Origin of the sequence: Streptomyces sp. NPDC048370 (assembly GCF_043200825.1) — a bacterium.
GTDB lineage: Bacteria > Actinomycetota > Actinomycetes > Streptomycetales > Streptomycetaceae > Streptomyces.
This window is the reverse complement of the sequence record NZ_JBICYI010000003.1, coordinates 668,537-681,283: the sequence shown is the minus strand read 5'-3', so window position 1 is coordinate 681,283 and position 12,747 is coordinate 668,537. Positions and strand designations below refer to the sequence as shown.

The window sequence follows — 12,747 nt, the reverse complement described above, 5'->3', positions numbered from 1 at the left end:
GACGCCCGATCAGGGGTGGTTCGGTGCGGGTCGGCCCGGAGGGGCGGGTCAGCCCCCCAGGGCGGCGGAGAGCCGGTCGAGGGCGGGTTGGGCCTGGTACGGGGAAGGGGTGCGGCCGGCGAGGAAGGCGAAGGCGAGCAGCCGGCCGTCGGCGGTGACGACCGTTCCGGCGAGCGTGTTGACCCCCGTCAGGGTGCCCGTCTTGGCACGGACGAGGCCGGCTCCGAGCGCGGCGGGGCCGGTGTCGAAGCGGCCCTTGAGGGTGCCGCTGAAGCCGCCGACGGGCAGGCCGGTGAGGACGGGGCGCAGGGCGGGGCGGGCCGGGTCGGCCGCGCGGGTGAGGAGGCCGGTGAGCAGGGCGGCGGAGAGCCGGTCGTCGCGGGAGAGGCCGCTGCCGTCGGCGAAGCGGGCGCCTGCGGTGGGCAGGCCGAGGGCGGTGAGCTCGGCCCGTACGGCCTTGCCCGCGCCGGTGAAGCTCGCGGGCTGCTTGCGGGCGAGGGCGGTCTGGCGGGCGAGGGCTTCGGCGAGGTCGTTGTCGCTGTTGGTGAGGGTGCGCTCGACGAGGGCGGAGAGCGGGGCGGATTCGGTACGGGCCAGGGGGGCGGGCCGGGTGCCTTCGGCGGGCTTGGGGGCACGGCCGGGTGCGGGGGCGCCCTGGACCTTCGTACCGGCCTCGGCGAGCAGCTCGGCGAAGGCGGTGGCGGTGTCTCCCGCGGGGTCGGCGGTGCGCGGGGCGGGGCCGCTGTCAGAGTCGTCCAGGCGTCCCTCGTCGAGCATCAGGGCGCTGACGGGGGCGATGTTCTCGTTCGGGCCGATGGGGTGGCGGGCCGGGCCCTGGTAGAGGCTCGTGTCGTAGGTGAGGCGTACGGAGGTGACGCCTCGGGCCTTCAGGGCGCGGGCGGTGTCGCCCGCGAGGGCCTTCAGGCGGGCGTGGTCGAGCGTGGGGTCGCCGCCGCCGACGAGGGTGACGGCGCGGCCGTCCGGGGAGGCGGCGACCGTCGTCGGGATGCGGTGGTCGGGGCCGAGGGCGGAGAGCGCGGCGACCGAGGTGGCGATCTTGATGGTGGAGGCCGGGGTCATGGCGGTCGTGGCGCCCTCCCCGTACAGCTGCTTCCCCGTGGTGACGTCGACGACCGATGCGGTGCGCAGCGGCCCGAGGCCGGGGTCGGCGAGGAGCGGGACGAGGACGGCGGCGAGGTCGGCCGGGCGGGTGCCGGCCGGGGTGTCGAGCGCGCGGAGCACTCCGGGGGCGCTCGGCGCGGGGGCGGGGCGTCTCGGGGCGGCGGGCGGCGCGTGATGTGCGCCACCTGTCGGGGTCGCGGCGGCCGCCCGGGCGCGCTCGGCCTTACGCTGACCGTTGTCCCACGGTCCGGCGGCGGTCACCGCTCCGGCGGCCAGGGCCAGACCTAGTACGGCAGAGCACGCCGTGAGCTGCCAGGTCCTCGGCTCCGGCATAGCTGACCAGCCCCTTTCGCGATCACACACAGGCGTGAGGGACACTTAATCACTGCGCGTTGCCGCAGGCATTCACATGTGTTGATTCAGGAGGAGCCACCCGTGGAGTTCGACGTCACCATCGAGATCCCGAAGGGGTCGCGGAACAAGTACGAGGTCGACCACGAGACGGGTCGCATCCGCCTGGACCGCCGCCTCTTCACCTCGACCAGCTACCCGGCCGACTACGGCTTCGTCGAGAACACCCTCGGCGAGGACGGCGACCCGCTGGACGCGCTGGTCATCCTGGACGAGCCGACGTTCCCCGGCTGCCTGATCAAGTGCCGCGCGATCGGCATGTTCCGCATGACGGACGAGGCCGGCGGCGACGACAAGCTGCTGTGCGTCCCCGCCTCGGACCCGCGCGTCGAGCACCTGCGCGACATCCACCACGTGTCGGAGTTCGACCGCCTGGAGATCCAGCACTTCTTCGAGGTCTACAAGGACCTGGAGCCGGGCAAGTCGGTCGAGGGCGCCGACTGGGTCGGCCGCGCCGAGGCCGAGGCCGAGATCGAGGCCTCCTACAAGCGCCTCGAGGCGCAGGGCGGCGCCCACTGAGTGGGTCCACCTTCGATGTCGTGACGGGCGGTGCTCCTCTTCGGAGGGGCGCCGCCCGTCTCGCGTGAGGTCGTATGCCCGTGCTCATACTGGGCAGACGGCGCGAATGGGAGTGAGGGCGAACGGAGTGGTGGTGGAGGCGGACGGCCCGGAGGACCGGAAGCCGCAGTCGGACGAGGCGCGCAGCGCCTTCACCCCGCCCGCCGGGGTGGAACAGCCGGTGGTGGCGGAGGAGGAGCATCCGACCTCCGAGTTCGCCGTTCCCAAGGGGCTCGCGCCCGAGCCGCCGGCGGAGCCCGAGGGTTCGGCGTTCGCGCTGCCGTCGACGTACTCCGCGAAGAACGCCCCGCCCGCCTACACGCCCGCCCACGGGTTGCCGCGGGTGCGGCTGTCCGCGGACGCGCCGTGGCAGGACCGGATGCGGACGATGCTGCGGCTGCCGGTGGGTGACCGGCCGGTGCCGGAGACCGCGCGCAAGGAGGACGACGCCGGGCCTGCCGTGGGCCGTGTGCTCGACCTGACCCTGCGTATCGGCGAGCTGCTGCTCGCGGGCGGGGAGGGCGCGGAGGACGTCGAGGCGGCGATGTTCGCGATCTGCCGCAGTTACGGTCTGGACCGGAGCGAGCCGACGGTCACGTTCACGCTGCTGTCGATCACGTACCAGCCGTCGCTGGTGGACGACCCGATCACGGCGAACCGGACCGTACGGCGGCGGGGCACGGACTACAACCGGCTGGCCGCCGTCTACCAGCTGCTAGCCGACATCAACGCGGAGGACCACGACGTCACGCCGGAGGAGGCGTACCGGCGGCTCGCGGAGATCCGACGCAACCGGCACCCGTACCCCGGCTGGGTGCTGACGACGGCGGCGGGTGTGCTCGCGGGGGCGGCCTCGGTGCTGCTCGGCGGTGACCTCACGGTCTTCTTCGTGGCGGCGCTCGGCGCGGTCCTCGGTGACCGTCTCGCGTGGCTGTGCGCGGGGCGCGGGCTGCCGGAGTTCTACCAGTTCCTGGTGGCGGCGATGCCGCCGGCCGCGATGGGGGTGCTGCTGACGCTGCTGCACACGGATCTGCGGCCATCGGCGGTCATCACGGGTGGTCTGTTCGCCCTGATCCCCGGGCGGGCGCTTGTGGCGGCCGTGCAGGACGGCCTGACCGGCTTCTACATCACGGCCTCGGCCCGGCTCCTGGAGGTCGGGTACTTCTTCGTGGCGATCGTGGTGGGTGTGCTGTCGGTGCTGTACGTGGCCGTGCAGTTCGACGCGCAGCTGAACCCGGAGGGGGCGCTGGGTCTCGTCGAGCGTCCGGTGGTGCAGATCCTGGCGTCGATGGTGCTGTGCGCGACGTTCGCCATCCTGTTGCAGCAGTCGCGGGCGACGGTGCTCTTCGCGACGTTGAACGGCGGGGTGGCGTGGGTGATCTACGCGTCGATCGCGGTGACGGCGGGCGGCTCGGCGGTGATGGCGACGGCGGTGGCGGCGGGCCTGGTGGGTCTGTTCGGCCAGCTGATCGCCCGGTACCACCACACGTCGTCGCTGCCGTACGTGACGGCGGCGATCGGGCCGCTGCTGCCGGGTTCGGCGACGTACTTCGGGGTGCTCGCGATCGCCCAGAACAACCTGGACCAGGGCTTCGCCAACCTGGCGAAGGCGGCGGCCCTGGCCCTGGCGATCGCGATCGGCGTGAACCTGGGAAGCGAGCTGGCCCGCCTCTTCATGCAGGCGCCGGGCGCGGCGGCGGCACGACGTGCGGCGAAGCGGACCAGGGGCTTCTGACGGGTCTCTGCGGGGCCTGGGGCTCTGGGTGGCCTAGGGCTCTGGGGGCGCGGGGCCCGCGGACTCAGGGGCCCGCAGGCGCGGGGCCCGCGGGCTCAGGGTCAGCGCTTGGCGTGGCGGCCTCGGCCGCCCGGGTTCGGGGTGCCGGGGCCGTCGTGGCCGTTCTCGTCGTCCTGGGCCTGGGCCTTGGCCTTCTTCGACTGCGAGCGGGCGCGGAGGTACTCGATCACGATCGGGACCACGGAGATCGCGACGATCAGGATGAGGATCGCCTCGATGTGCTCGTGCACGAAGTCGATCTTGCCGAGGGAGGCGCCGAGGATGGTCACACCCGCGCCCCAGAGCACACCGCCGATGATGTTGAAGGTGATGAACGAGCGGTAGTTCATCCGGCTCACACCGGCGATGATCGGCGTGAACGTCCGCACGATCGGCACGAAGCGGGCCAGGATCAGCGACTTCGGGCCGTGCTTCTCGAAGAACTCGTGCGCCTTCTCCACGTTCTCCTGCTTGAAGAGCCTGGAGTCGGGGCGCTTGAAGAGGGCGGGGCCGACCTTGCGGCCGAAGAGATAGCCGACCTGGTCGCCGATGATCGCGGCGGCCACGACGAGCGTGCAGACGATCCAGAGCGGCGTGTCCAGCTTGCCGGTGGTGACCAGCAGGCCGGTGGTGAAGAGCAGCGAGTCGCCGGGCAGGAAGAACCCGATGAGCAGGCCGGACTCGGCGAAGACGATGACGAGGACACCGATCAGACCGAAGGTCTGAATCAGATAGTCCGGGTCCAGCCAGCTCGGTCCGAGGGCAAGCGTATTCACGGGGTTCCGGGCTCCTGCGGTCGGTGGGGGCGGGGGGACGGCTGCCCCAAAGTATCAACGCATTCTTACCGACCCGGGTTCCATCCGGCCCCCACGGGCCCCCACCCGGCCCCTCCGGGATGCGACGGCGGGCCGCCGGTCCGAGGCTGGTGGCCAGGAGGTGGATGCGGATGGGCATCGAGGATTACGGCGGCGGTCAGGGGCCGCACCCGGATGTGCTGGTCGTCACGACGAACGACGTCCCCGGCTACGAGGTCCGGCAGGTCATCGGCGAGGTCTTCGGGTTGACCGTGCGCTCGCGACATCTGGGCAGCCAGATCGGCGCGGGGCTGAAGTCGATGATCGGCGGGGAGCTGAAGGGGCTGACGAAGACCCTGGTGGAGACCCGCAACCAGGCGATGGAGCGGCTGGTGGAGCAGGCGAAGGCGCGCGGCGCCAACGCCGTGCTGATGTTCCGCTTCGACGTGACGGAGGCGGCCGACGTGGGGACGGAGGTCTGCGCCTACGGGACGGCGGCGGTGATCGCTCCTCGCGCCTGACGTTCCTCACGCCTGACGTCGCGCCTGATGTCTCTGACGTCAGGCGTCCGGACGTCCGACGTCCGAACGCCTGACAGGCGGCGGGCGGCGGCTCGGGCTGCCGCGCCGCGCGGGCGGCAGCCCGACGCGACACCCTCAACTCTCTGGGTGTTATGCGGCATTTGTGCACCTATGGTGGGGCGGTGGCCACCGATACCCCGTCGTCCGAGCCCCCGCGCCGCCCCGCCCCCCGGACGCCCGCACGAGCCCTGTTGCCGCAGGTCCTGCCCGCCCTGGTGATCGGGGTCGGCGCGAGTCTGCTGTTCCTCGCCATCGAGTGGCTCTCCGAGGAGCTCAAGGACGTCCTGTGGGACACCCTGCCGGACGCACTGGACATCGGAGGCTTCTCCGCCCTCTGGACGATCGTCATGCTCACCGCGACCGGGATCGTGGTCGGGCTCGTCGTCTGGAAGGTGCCCGGGCACGCGGGCGGGGACCCGGCGGAGGGCGGACTCGACAGCGCCCCTGTGGCACCGATGGTCGTCCCCGGACTGCTGCTCGCGGGCACGCTCACGCTGGCCGGCGGCGTCAGTCTCGGCCCGGAGAACCCGATCATCGTCGCCAACGGCGCGCTCGCCTACTGGCTCGGCCGCAAGGCGGCACCGTCCGTACCGGGCGCGGCCTGGGTCGCGCTCGCCTCCGCCGCCACCGTCGGCGCCCTCTTCGGCACCCCGGTGGCCGCCGCCCTGGTCATCTCCGAGGCCCTCGCCCGCCGGACGGGCGAGGGGCAGGGCTCCCTGTGGGACAGACTCTTCGCCCCGCTGATGGCCGCCGGGGCCGGGGCGATGACCACGACGCTCCTGGCGCACCCCAGCTTCGACCTGTCCCTGCCGCCGCTGCCCGAGCCGGGGTGGGGCGATCTCCTGGCCTCGATGGTCGTCGCCACCGCCGCGGCCCTCTTCGGCCTCCTCTGCTGCTACGGCCTCCCGTACGTCCACCGGGCCTTCCGGCGCCTCAAGCACCCGATGCTGATGCTGCCGGCCGGCGGTCTGGTCCTCGGTCTGCTGGGCGTGCTCGGCGGGTCCCTGACGCTGTTCAAAGGCCTGGACGAGATGAAGGAGCTGACCGCGAACATCGGCGGCTGGTCCTCGGGCGACCTTGCCAAGATGGCCGTGGTCAAGCTCGCCGCCCTGCTGGTCGCCGCCTCCTGCGGCTTCGTGGGCGGCCGGATCTTCCCCGCCGTGTTCATCGGGTGCGCCTTCGGCATGCTCGCCCAGGCGCTCGTCCCCGAGATCCACCCGGCCGTCGCCATCTCCTCCGGCGTGCTCGGGGTGCTCCTCGCGACCACCCGGCAGGGCTGGCTGAGCCTCTTCGTCGCCGCCGTCCTCGCCTCCTCCCCGACCATGCTCTCGCTGCTCTGCCTGGCCTCCCTGCCCGCCTGGCTGGTCGTCACCGGCCGCCCCCAACTCGAACTGGACGAGTCCGGCGCCCCGCTGCGCTGAGAATCCCCGAAGGAGTCCCCATGCCGCTGCACAAAGGTCCCGGCGAGCCCGAGTCCGAGGCCGAACCGAACCGGCGCCTCGCCCTCAACCCCTTCTTCGGTGAGGCCAACCCGGTCGGCGGCATGACCGAGGCACCGCCCCGCCACCGGCTCCCCGACGGGCCGCTGCCGCCCATGAGCGCCTATCAGCTCGTCCACGACGAGCTGATGCTCGACGGGAACTCCCGGCTGAACCTCGCCACCTTCGTCACCACCTGGATGGAGCCCCAGGCCGGCGTGCTGATGGCCGAGTGCCGCGACAAGAACATGATCGACAAGGACGAGTACCCGCGCACCGCCGAGCTGGAGCGGCGCTGCGTGGCCATGCTCGCCCAGCTGTGGAACGCGCCGGACCCCGGCGCCGCCGTCGGCTGCTCCACCACCGGCTCCAGCGAGGCGTGCATGCTCGCCGGCATGGCCCTCAAGCGCCGCTGGGCCAAGAGGAACGCCGACCGCTACCCGGGCAGCGCCCGCCCCAACCTGGTGATGGGCGTCAACGTCCAGGTCTGCTGGGAGAAGTTCTGCAACTTCTGGGAGGTCGAGGCCCGGCTCGTCCCCATGGAGGGCGACCGCTTCCACATGGACGCGGAGTCGGCCGCCGCGCTCTGCGACGAGAACACCATCGGCGTGGTCGCCGTGCTCGGCTCGACCTTCGACGGCTCCTACGAACCGGTCGCGGAGATCTGCGCCGCGCTCGACGCCCTCCAGGAACGGACCGGCCTCGACGTCCCCGTCCACGTCGACGGCGCGTCCGGCGCGATGATCGCCCCCTTCCTGGACGAGGACCTGGTCTGGGACTTCCGGCTGCCCCGGGTCTCCTCGATCAACACCTCCGGTCACAAGTACGGCCTGGTCTATCCGGGCGTCGGCTGGGCGCTGTGGCGCTCGCCCGCCGAACTCCCCGAGGAACTCGTCTTCCGGGTCAACTACCTCGGCGGCGACATGCCCACCTTCGCCCTCAACTTCTCCCGGCCGGGCGCCCAGGTCGTCGCGCAGTACTACACGTTCCTGCGGCTCGGCCGGGAGGGCTACCGGGCGGTCCAGCAGACCACCCGTGACGTCGCCCGCGAGCTCGCCGAACGGATCGAGGCGATGGGCGACTTCCGCCTCCTGACCATGGGCGACCAGCTGCCGGTCTTCGCGTTCACCACCGCCGACGACACCACCCGCTTCGACGTCTTCGACGTCTCGCGGCGGCTGCGTGAGCGCGGCTGGCTCGTCCCCGCGTACACCTTCCCCGCCAACCGGGAAGACCTGTCCGTCCTGCGCGTGGTGTGCCGCAACGGCTTCTCCGCCGACCTCGCCGGCCTTTTCATCGAGGACCTGCGGCTCCTCCTTCCCGAACTCCGGCGTCAGTCCGGCCCGTCGACCGAGGACCGGGGGGCCGCCACCTCCTTCCACCACTGAGCGATTGCGTGCGGCAGCACCGTCAGAGGCGCTCGCCCTCGCAGGCCAGGGCGAACTTCTGCCAGTGCGCGCCGTCGGCGGATATCGCGTACGAACACGCGGACCCGGAGCGGAGCATCCCGATCGGCGTACGGCGGATGAAGCTCGTGCCCTCGCCCGAGGGGCGGAAGCTCCTGCCGCCGTCGACGCTCTCGAACTCCCGGTCCTCGGCGGCGATCAGGACCCGGCCCGCCGGGCCCGGCACGGGCAGGCCCTGGAGCGTGCGCGGCTCGACGACCGGCCCGGTCGTCCACATCCGCTGCCAGGTGCGGCCGCCGTCCAGGGAGCGGTGCAGGGCGCGCATGGGGTTCTTGACCGGGTTCCCGCCCTTCAACTCGCCCTTCTCCGCTGCGTAGACGGCGTCAGGGCCGACCGCGACCGAGGTGTACCAGCCCGGTTCGGTGGTCGGGCTCGGCAAGCGGCTGAGCGACCAGCTGCGGCCCTGGTCCCGCGAGACGGCGACGGCCGCCCGGCCCGAAAGGGGGTCGGTGCCGGAGACCCACCAGGAGCCGTCCGGCTCCGCCACCTCGGCCGGCCTCGGACGGGCCCCGAGCGGCGGCCCCTGGGCGAGCGCCCGCCGCCGCCCGTCACCCGGGTCGATCACCACCAGCCGCTCCCGCGCGCACTCGTCCTCGGTCGGCGGTCCTGCGGGCTCGGCGCAGTCGGTGGTGAGGACGGCCCCGGCCGGTATCACCGGAGCCGTACCGCTCGTGCGGGCGTCGCCCTGGCGCCAGGTCCTACCACCGTCCCGGGTGAACCAGGTCCGCCGGGTCTGCGGGGTCGCACCGCCCTCCTCGATCAGGGCTCGGCCGGGACCGAGCACCTTCAGGTCCGCCGAGATGCCGTCCGTCGGCCGGACCTCGGGCAGCGGGGACCTGCGCAGCACCCAGCTCTTCGCTCCCCGGTCCAGCACGGCCACCGGCTGGCGGCAGAATCCGCTCTCCGGCGCCCGCGCGTCCTCCACGCAGTCGGCGAGCAGCGCGAACCCGCTCCCGTCCACCGCGAAACCCGGGCTGTGCGACCACCCGGGCAAGCCTTCGGCGGACGGTATGCGGGGCGCCGCCCCACCTGGGACGCCCTTGCCGGGCAGGGCCGTCGGCCCCTGAGCCGAAGCCCCGGAACCCGAGCCCGAAGCCGAAACCCCGGAACCCGAGCCCGAAGTGCCCGCACCCTCCCCCGTACACGCCGTCAACATCAGCGCCACGACGGCGCCGGCCACTCCATGAAGCCTGCGCATCGCCCGTCCCCCTGTCCCTTCGGCCGGTCCGCTGTGAACCGTCTGCCTTAGGTACACCGCTCGACCGCTTCGGGTTCCCACTCCCCCGCGAGCCCGGCATGATCCGAACGAGCGGCCCTACGCGCTCAGGCGCCTGAACCTCCGTACCGCCAGCGGGAAGAAGATCGCGAGCAGCACCAGCGGCCACACCACCGCCGCCAGCACGTGCCCCGGTTCGCCGCCCGGGTTGCCGAACAGGTCCCGTACCGCCGTCGCCGTCGCCGACATCGGGTTCCACTCCACGACCGTGCCCAGCCACCCCGGCATGGACTCGGGCGAGGCGAAGGCGTTGGAGAGGAAGCCGATCGGCCAGACCAGGATCTGCACGGCCATCACCAACTCCGGCCGTCCCGCGACCATCGCCAGGTGGATCCCGATCCAGAGCATCGCGAAGCGCAGCAGGAGCAGCAGCCCCATCGCCCCCAGGAAGGCCCCGAATCCGCCGTGCGCCCGCCAGCCGATCGCGTACCCGACGCCGACCATCAGCAGCAGCCCGGCCGCGGACTGGAGCATGTCGGCGACCGAACGCCCCACCAGGACCGCCCCGTCGGCCATCGGCATCGAGCGGAACCGGTCGATGACGCCCTTGTTGAGGTCCTGCGTGACGGCCGTCATCGTGCCTTCGAGGCCGAAGACCATCGTCAGCGTGAGCATGCCGGGCACGAGGAAGTCGACGTAGTCGCCCTCGATCCCCCGCCCGCCGCCGACCAGATAGCCGAACATCAGCAGCATCATGATCGGGAAGGCGAGGCCGACGACCACCTGCACCGGCTGCCGCGCCCAGTGGGCCAGTTCCCTCCTGGTCATGGTCCAGCAGTCGCTCATCACGTACGTCACCTGCGTCGAGCTCACGCCGCCACCTCCGTCGTCTTCGCCTTCTCCGTCGTCTCTGCCCTGTCCGGCTTCTCGTCCCCTACGTCGCCGGTCAGATGGAGGAAGACCTCGTCGAGGGTCGGCCGCCGCAGGGCGATGTCCTCCGCCTCGATCCCGGCCGCCTCCAGGACCCGTACGGTCTCGGCGAGCGCCGCCATCCGGTCCGTGACCGGCGCGCTGATCCGCCGCCGGTCCGTGTCGACGCTCACCTCCGGGGCGGGCGCGGGCAGCAGCCGCGCCGCCTCGTCGAGCCGCCGGGCGTCGCGCAGGACGACGTCGATACGGTCGCCGCCCACCTTCGTCTTCAGCTCGTCGGCCGTGCCGTCGGCGACGACCCGGCCCCGGTCGACGACCGAGATCCGGTCGGCGAGCTGGTCCGCCTCCTCCAGGTACTGCGTGGTGAGCAGGACCGTCGTACCGCCGCCCACCAGCGAACGCACCGACTCCCACACCTCGCCCCGGCCCCGGGGGTCGAGCCCGGTCGTGGGCTCGTCCAGGAAGAGCACCTCCGGATCGGTGATCAGCGAGGCAGCGAGGTCGAGGCGCCTGCGCATGCCCCCGCTGTACTGCTTGACGGGCTTGCGCCCGGTGTCGGCGAGCCCGAACCGCTCGAGCAGCTCGTCCGCCCGCGCGCCCGCCCGGCGCGCGCCCAGGTGGTACAGCCGCCCGAACATCTCCAGGTTCTGGCGGCCGCTCAGCTCCTCGTCGACGGCCGCGTGCTGCCCGAGGAGCCCCATCCTGCGCCGCACCTCGGACGCCTGGCTCCGGACGTCGAAGCCCGCCACCCGCACCAGGCCCTCGTCGGCCCGCAACAGGGTGGCCAGGATCCGTACCGCCGTGGTCTTGCCCGCGCCGTTGGGACCGAGCAGCCCGTGCACCGTGCCGCGCCCGACGACCAGGTCGAGACCGTCGAGCGCCTGCTTGTCCCCGTACCGTTTCCGCGCGCCCTCGACGACGATCGCGTCAGTCATTCCAACCTCCCAGCCCAGTAGTCAAACTTGACCACTCGACCGAAGGTACGCCCCGCCGGTTCGATTAGTCAAACTTGATTAGAGAGTTTCTTGTGTCACTCGTACGACTCCGGGTCCCGCTCGTCCGTCGCGAACGGGTTCTCCTCACCCTCGGCGAGCACCCCCACGAAGGGCTCACCCTCGCCCGCGAAGGCGTACGCGCCCCCCTCGATCCGCTCGATCAGCCCGAGCGTCCACTCCTTGCCCGCGTCGGCCGAGTGGATCCAGAGGTGCATGATCTCGCCGATGTGCCCGAGCTGCTGCGGGCCGTTCTCCGGGGTGTAGTACTCGGTGACGGCCTCGCGCCACTCGTCGAGCGCCCGCACCCGCTGCCGCAGCAGCTCCACCGCCTCCGCCCTGGGGAGGTCCACGATGAACCCGATCCCCGCGGACAGGACGTCCATCTTCTGGTCGTACGTGGTCAGCGCCTCGCGCAGGAGCGCGAAGTACTCCGTCGTGCCCTCGTCCGTCACCTCGTACTCGGTGCGCGGCGGGCCGCCGGCCGTGCTCGGCGCGATCTCGTACGCGCGCAGCAGGCCCTGCTTGGCCATCTGCTTCAGCGCGTGGTAGATCGAGCCGGGCTTGGCATTGGACCACTCGTGCGCGCCCCAGAACTCCAGGTCGTTGCGGACCTGGTAGCCGTGGGCCCGCCCGTGCTGGCGCACCGCGCCGAGAACGAGAAGCCGGATCGCTGACACCCTGGTACCTCCTAGTCAATTTTGACTAGGGTACGCGTCGCCCAGCTTGCGCGCCCTGCATCTTCATGCCCTCGCGCTCCGCGTGCCCTCGCGCTCTGTACACCTATGCCCCCATACGTACGCCTACGCGCCGCGCTCCTCCGCGATCAGCGTGAAGGAGTCCTTGCCGTCGAGGGACTCCCGGACGATGTCCGCGTGCCCGGCGTGCCGCCCCATCTCCTGGACCAGGTGGAGCAGCATCCAGCGGATCGAGACCCGGCCGTCCTTCGGGAACCAGGGCGCAGGCGGCAGCGGGAAGGTGTCGTCCAGGCTCGGGACGGAGCGTACGAACTCCTCGGTCTCCTTCGTCACGCCCGCCCAGAACGCCAGCACCTCGGGGATGCTCTCGCCCTCCATGAGCCGGAAGGCGTCGCCCCAGGTCTCCTGGGAGCGCTGCTTCTCGTTCGGGCGCTGCTGGGCGAGCCGCAGCCAGACCAGCTCCACCTCGGCGACGTGCTTGATCAGCCCGGAGAGGCTGAGCGCGCTCGCGCTGGGGCGGCTCGCCGCCTGCTCCTCGGTGAGACCGAGGGCGGCGCGGCGGATCGCGGCCCGCTGGGCCTCGACGAAGTTGAGGAACGCTCCGCGCTCATCGCCGTGGGCCTCCGCGGGAACAAGAGCAACCATGGTTCGGTCCGCCTTCCAAAGCAGTCGGTCGACCATCGCGATCGACGACGTCGACAACGATCGATGGGTGCCGGGGAGGTCT

General features: G+C 72.1%; 12 protein-coding genes. 5 read left to right on the top strand and 7 right to left on the bottom strand.

Annotated features, from left to right (window positions below; all coding sequences use genetic code 11):
• Positions 1-48: 48 nt before the first annotated feature.
• Entirely contained in the window at positions 49-1,455 is a 1,407-nt protein-coding gene (gene dacB, locus ACGFYP_RS10495) for a D-alanyl-D-alanine carboxypeptidase/D-alanyl-D-alanine-endopeptidase (protein WP_393488857.1), read from the bottom strand.
• 102 nt (positions 1,456-1,557) lie between these two features.
• On the opposite strand from dacB, the gene ACGFYP_RS10490 reads away from it, so the two are divergent.
• A complete protein-coding gene (locus ACGFYP_RS10490; RefSeq protein ID WP_003968257.1) occupies positions 1,558-2,052 on the top strand; it encodes an inorganic diphosphatase in 495 nt (164 codons plus the stop codon).
• A gap of 106 nt (positions 2,053-2,158) precedes the next feature.
• Positions 2,159-3,826 carry a threonine/serine exporter ThrE family protein gene (locus ACGFYP_RS10485; protein WP_393488851.1) on the top strand — a complete coding sequence of 556 codons (1,668 nt, stop codon included), beginning with the start codon at positions 2,159-2,161 and terminating at the stop codon, positions 3,824-3,826.
• 101 nt (positions 3,827-3,927) lie between these two features.
• Here ACGFYP_RS10485 and ACGFYP_RS10480 read toward each other — a convergent pair whose 3' ends face one another.
• Positions 3,928-4,641 (bottom strand): DedA family protein, encoded by a 714-nt coding sequence (locus ACGFYP_RS10480; RefSeq protein ID WP_393488847.1) that lies wholly within the window; start codon positions 4,639-4,641, stop codon positions 3,928-3,930.
• Positions 4,642-4,811: 170 nt separating this feature from the next.
• Between ACGFYP_RS10480 and ACGFYP_RS10475 the strand changes: the two genes are divergently transcribed.
• From ACGFYP_RS10475 to ACGFYP_RS10465, 3 genes are all read left to right on the top strand, one after another.
• A complete protein-coding gene (locus ACGFYP_RS10475; protein ID WP_361956460.1) occupies positions 4,812-5,180 on the top strand; it encodes a YbjQ family protein in 369 nt (122 codons plus the stop codon).
• A 182-nt stretch (positions 5,181-5,362) separates the two neighbouring features.
• Positions 5,363-6,661, top strand: coding sequence for an ion channel protein (locus tag ACGFYP_RS10470; protein WP_393488841.1), 1,299 nt, complete (start codon positions 5,363-5,365; stop codon positions 6,659-6,661).
• A gap of 20 nt (positions 6,662-6,681) precedes the next feature.
• On the top strand, positions 6,682-8,106 hold the full coding sequence (locus tag ACGFYP_RS10465; protein ID WP_393488837.1) for a glutamate decarboxylase: 1,425 nt from the start codon (positions 6,682-6,684) through the stop codon (positions 8,104-8,106).
• Positions 8,107-8,128: 22 nt separating this feature from the next.
• On the opposite strand, the gene ACGFYP_RS10460 is transcribed toward ACGFYP_RS10465, so the two are convergent.
• The 5 genes from ACGFYP_RS10460 to ACGFYP_RS10440 all read right to left on the bottom strand — a co-directional run bounded on the left by ACGFYP_RS10460 (position 8,129) and on the right by ACGFYP_RS10440 (position 12,665).
• Positions 8,129-9,145 carry a WD40/YVTN/BNR-like repeat-containing protein gene (locus ACGFYP_RS10460; RefSeq protein ID WP_393488833.1) on the bottom strand — a complete coding sequence of 339 codons (1,017 nt, stop codon included), beginning with the start codon at positions 9,143-9,145 and terminating at the stop codon, positions 8,129-8,131.
• Positions 9,146-9,499: 354 nt separating this feature from the next.
• Positions 9,500-10,246, bottom strand: coding sequence for an ABC transporter permease (locus tag ACGFYP_RS10455; protein WP_393489194.1), 747 nt, complete (start codon positions 10,244-10,246; stop codon positions 9,500-9,502).
• A 23-nt stretch (positions 10,247-10,269) separates the two neighbouring features.
• The gene (locus tag ACGFYP_RS10450; RefSeq protein WP_393488829.1) at positions 10,270-11,265 is read right to left on the bottom strand and encodes an ATP-binding cassette domain-containing protein; all 996 of its coding nucleotides are present in this window, start codon (positions 11,263-11,265) and stop codon (positions 10,270-10,272) included.
• 95 nt (positions 11,266-11,360) lie between these two features.
• Positions 11,361-12,002: a PadR family transcriptional regulator gene (locus ACGFYP_RS10445; RefSeq protein ID WP_393488825.1), complete on the bottom strand. Its 642-nt coding sequence runs from the start codon at positions 12,000-12,002 to the stop codon at positions 11,361-11,363.
• 123 nt (positions 12,003-12,125) lie between these two features.
• Positions 12,126-12,665: a DinB family protein gene (locus tag ACGFYP_RS10440; RefSeq protein WP_361956480.1), complete on the bottom strand. Its 540-nt coding sequence runs from the start codon at positions 12,663-12,665 to the stop codon at positions 12,126-12,128.
• Positions 12,666-12,747: the final 82 nt, after the last annotated feature.